6 protein-coding genes are annotated in these 3,532 nt (G+C 68.3%); 3 read left to right on the top strand and 3 right to left on the bottom strand.

Annotation, left to right across the window (positions count from 1 at the left end; translation table 11 throughout):
• Positions 1-7: 7 nt before the first annotated feature.
• Positions 8-532 (top strand): helix-turn-helix domain-containing protein, encoded by a 525-nt coding sequence (locus AB4Y99_RS27200; RefSeq protein WP_441525534.1) that lies wholly within the window; start codon positions 8-10, stop codon positions 530-532.
• Positions 529-1,065 carry a GNAT family N-acetyltransferase gene (locus AB4Y99_RS27195; protein ID WP_441525533.1) on the top strand — a complete coding sequence of 179 codons (537 nt, stop codon included), beginning with the start codon at positions 529-531 and terminating at the stop codon, positions 1,063-1,065. Before AB4Y99_RS27200 ends, AB4Y99_RS27195 begins: the two co-directional genes overlap by 4 nt.
• 129 nt (positions 1,066-1,194) lie before the next feature.
• Here the strand turns inward: AB4Y99_RS27195 and AB4Y99_RS27190 are convergent, their stop codons facing one another.
• Genes AB4Y99_RS27190 through hrcA form a run of 3 tightly spaced genes read right to left on the bottom strand, consistent with a single transcriptional unit; the run spans position 1,195 to position 2,998 of the window.
• Positions 1,195-1,383: a DUF3297 family protein gene (locus AB4Y99_RS27190; RefSeq protein WP_441525532.1), complete on the bottom strand. Its 189-nt coding sequence runs from the start codon at positions 1,381-1,383 to the stop codon at positions 1,195-1,197.
• Entirely contained in the window at positions 1,299-1,874 is a 576-nt protein-coding gene (locus AB4Y99_RS27185; RefSeq protein WP_441525531.1) for an ankyrin repeat domain-containing protein, read from the bottom strand. The genes AB4Y99_RS27190 and AB4Y99_RS27185 overlap by 85 nt, the downstream gene beginning before the upstream one ends.
• 38 nt (positions 1,875-1,912) lie before the next feature.
• Entirely contained in the window at positions 1,913-2,998 is a 1,086-nt protein-coding gene (gene hrcA / locus AB4Y99_RS27180; protein ID WP_051988210.1) for a heat-inducible transcriptional repressor HrcA, read from the bottom strand.
• A 144-nt stretch (positions 2,999-3,142) separates the two neighbouring features.
• On the opposite strand from hrcA, the gene rph reads away from it, so the two are divergent.
• Positions 3,143-3,532: ribonuclease PH (gene rph, locus AB4Y99_RS27175; protein WP_441525530.1), on the top strand; the 390-nt coding region annotated here is incomplete at its 3' end.

Below are 3,532 nucleotides of genomic sequence, written 5' to 3'. Positions count from 1 at the left end.
CCACGGCCTGACGCTSGACGWGCTTGCCSAGCGCACCGGCGTCAGCCGCGCSATGATYTCGCGRATCGAGCGSGGCGAATCGAGYCCGACCGCGACGGTGCTGGTCCGGCTCGGCTCCGGGCTCGGGCTGTCGCTCTCCGCCCTGCTGGAGGAGGAGGCCGGCACCGGGCCGCTGTCGCGCCGCGCGTCGCAACCGGTCTGGCGCGATCCGGCGAGCGGCTATCTGCGCCGCAACGTCTCGCCGCGCGGAACCGGCTCCAGCTTCGAGATCGTCGAGGTGGAATTGCCGGGGGGTGCTGAGGTCCGGCTCGACAGCGCTGCCGGCGCGCCGACGCTGGACCAGCAGATCTGGGTGCTGCGCGGCCGGCTCGACCTGACGGTCGAAGGCACAAGTCACGCTCTCGCCGAAGGCGATTGCCTGCAGATGCATCTGCGCGGCCCGATCACTTACCGCAATCCGGGCGTCGAGCCCGTGCGCTACGCCGTCATCCTCACCGCGGGCAGCGGTACTTTTCCGGGACATGCCGCATGAACGCTCTCGCCACGACCACCGCCATCGACATTCTCGACGCTCCGGCTGCTGAGGCCGCCTTGCCGGCGCTGGCCGAGATTCTGCGCGACTGCGTCGCCAACGGCGCCTCGGTCGGCTTCATGGCGTGGAATACGGCCGCCGATTACGAGCGCTTCTGGCGCGATGTCGCGGCTGGCGTCGCGGGAGGACAGATCGTGCTGTTCGTCGCCCGCAATGCGGACGGCATCGTCGGGACGGCTCAGCTTCATCTGATCGGCAAGCCGAACCAGCCGCATCGCGCCGAGATCGCCAAGGTGCTGGTGCATTCCCGCGCGCGCCGGCAGGGGATCGGCGAGGCGCTGATGAGCCGGGCCGAGGCCATCGCCCGAGAAAGGGGACGCGACCTGCTGGTGCTCGACACGGATGAGAACGGTGCCGCGCGAAGGCTCTACAACCGGCTGGGCTGGACGGAGCTCGGCACCATCCCGCGCTTCGCGCTGATGCCGGACGGGGCTGAATGCGGCTCGACGTTTTTCTACAAGGATCTCGTCTGAGGACAGGCGTCATGCTCGGGCTCGACCCGAGCATCTCACGCCGGAAGAGGCTCCGGCATCCTCTGGGAGAGTTTCTCGGGTCGCCGCTGCGCGCGCGCCCGAGAATGAGAGGCGGTCGCTCGGGCTGCCTCAGCCTTCCTTGGTCTCGCCGCGCACATAAGGCTCGACCGGGCCCTTGAGGGTGATCGTCATCGGCCGGCCGAAGCGGTCCTTGGCGGCGCCGGCCGCGACCTTCACCCAGCCTTCCGAGACGCAATACTCCTCGACATTGGTCTTCTCGACGCCCTTGAAGCGAATGCCGATGTCGCGTGCCAGCACGTCGGCATCATAGAATCCTGATGGCGCGGGCCGCCATCGCCGAGGATCACGATTTCCAAGAGGCAGGTCCAGCCGAGATCGTTGACGTGATTGACGTCGATGCCGCTGGTCAGGAGCAGCTTCACGGTCTCGACATGGGCGCGCTCGCAAGCCGGGATCAGCGTATTGCCGCCATAGCGGTTGCGCAAGCGCAGATCGGGCTTCAGCGGCAACATCGCCGCGATGATGTCCGTGCGGCCGGAGGCACCGGCGAGCAGCCAGGGCGTGTCGCGGTTGGCGGCCTGCGTGTTGGGGCTCGCACCGGCGGCGAGCAGGGCCCTGGCCATTTCGACATGGTTGCCGGCGACAGCGAGGAGGAGCGCCGTGCGGCCTTGCGAGTCGCGCATTTCGAGATCGGCTCCCTTCGCGATCAGGGCCTTCACCTCGGCCGTTCTTCCGGATTCGGCAGCGGCGAGCAGATCGGAGGCGGCATGAGCGGCAGCGGTCGTCATCAGGCAAGCTCCAAGGGCTAAAGCCCGCAGCTAGCGCGTCACCGGCTGCCGTCCAGCAGGCGGCCGACGACCTTGGCGGTATAGTCGACCATCGGGACGATGCGGGCATAATTCAGCCGCGTCGGGCCGATGATGCCGACGACGCCGACGATGCGCTGCTCGGCATCGCGGAAGGGCGCCGCCACCATCGATGAACCCGACATCGAGAACAGCTTGTTCTCCGAGCCGATGAAGATGCGGACGCCGTCGCCCTCCTCGGCGCGGGAGAGCAGGTCGATCACGTCGGTCTGGGTCTCGAGATCGCCGAAGAGCATGCGGATGCGCTCCAGATCCTCCTGCGCCCTGAGATCGTCGAGCAGATTGGCTTGGCCGCGCACGATCAGGTGGCGATCGCCGCTCGGGCCCGAGGAGGTGGCGATGCCGCTTTCGACGAGGCGGGCGGTGAGCGCGTCGAGCTCACGCTCCATCAGCGCGCGCTGCGCCCCGATCTCGCCACGCACTTCGCCGAGCGTCTTGCCGAGGATGCGCGCGTTGAGGAAGTTCGCGGCTTCCGTCAGGGCCGAGGCGGGCAGGCCCGGCGGCAGAGCGAGCAGTCGGTTCTCCACCGCGCCGTCTTCCGAAACCAGCACCACCAGGGCACGGGCAGGATCGAGCCGGACGAATTCGATGTGCTTCAGCCGCGGATCGGCCTTGGTGGTGACGACGACGCCGGCGCCGCGCGAGAGGCCCGACAGCAGCGCGGAAGCTTCCGTCAGTGTCTGGTCGAGGCTGTGATGACTCGCCGCCGCCCGGATCTGGGCCTCGATCCGCTTGCGCTCGTCGGATGTGAGGTTGCCGACCTCCATCATCGCATCGACGAAGAAGCGCAGCCCCCGTTCGGTGGGCAGGCGCCCCGCCGAGGTGTGCGGCGCATAGATCAGCCCGGCAAGCTCGAGATCGGTCATGACGTTGCGCACCGTCGCGGGCGAGAGCGCCATCGGCAGCAGGCGGGCGATGTTGCGGGAGCCGAGCGGCTCGCCGGTCGTCAGGTAGCCGTCGACGATCTGGCGAAAGATCTCGCGCGAGCGCTGGTCGATCTCGACCAGGCTGCTCGTCGTCTCCGGGCGGGTTGTATGAGCGCTCATGAACCTCGGCTGCGAAATCGCGCACGTGCCCTATTGTCGGCATGGCGGGCGCGCGGATCAAGAGGGCTATATGGCTCGCCCTGCCTTGCCCGGTGACGTGGGAGAGCCTACAAGCCGCCTCTCCCCGCAAGACAGGATCATTTCATGCGACCCTCCAAACGCGCCGCCGACGAGATGCGCAAGGTCACGCTCGAACGCGGCGTGGTGCGCTATGCCGAGGGTTCCTGCATGGTGACGTTCGGCGAGACCAAGGTGCTTTGCGCCGCGACCGTCGAGGAAAAGGGTCCGCCATGGCTGCGCGGCACCGGCAAGGGCTGGGTCACCGCCGAGTACTCGATGCTGCCGCGCGCCACACATGAGCGCACGCGCCGCGAGGTCACCTCCGGCAAGCCCTCCGGCCGTACCCAGGAAATCCAGCGCCTCGTCGGCCGTTCGCTCCGCGCCGTGGTCGACCTGACCGCGATCGGCGAGCGCCAGATCGTCGTCGATTGCGACGTGATCCAGGCCGATGGTGGCACCCGCACGGCCTCGATC

Origin of the sequence: Allobosea sp. TAB14 (genome assembly GCF_052113865.1) — a bacterium.
In the GTDB taxonomy this organism is placed as follows: domain Bacteria; phylum Pseudomonadota; class Alphaproteobacteria; order Rhizobiales; family Beijerinckiaceae; genus Allobosea; species Allobosea spartocytisi.
This window is presented reverse-complemented; position numbering and strand designations above follow the sequence as displayed.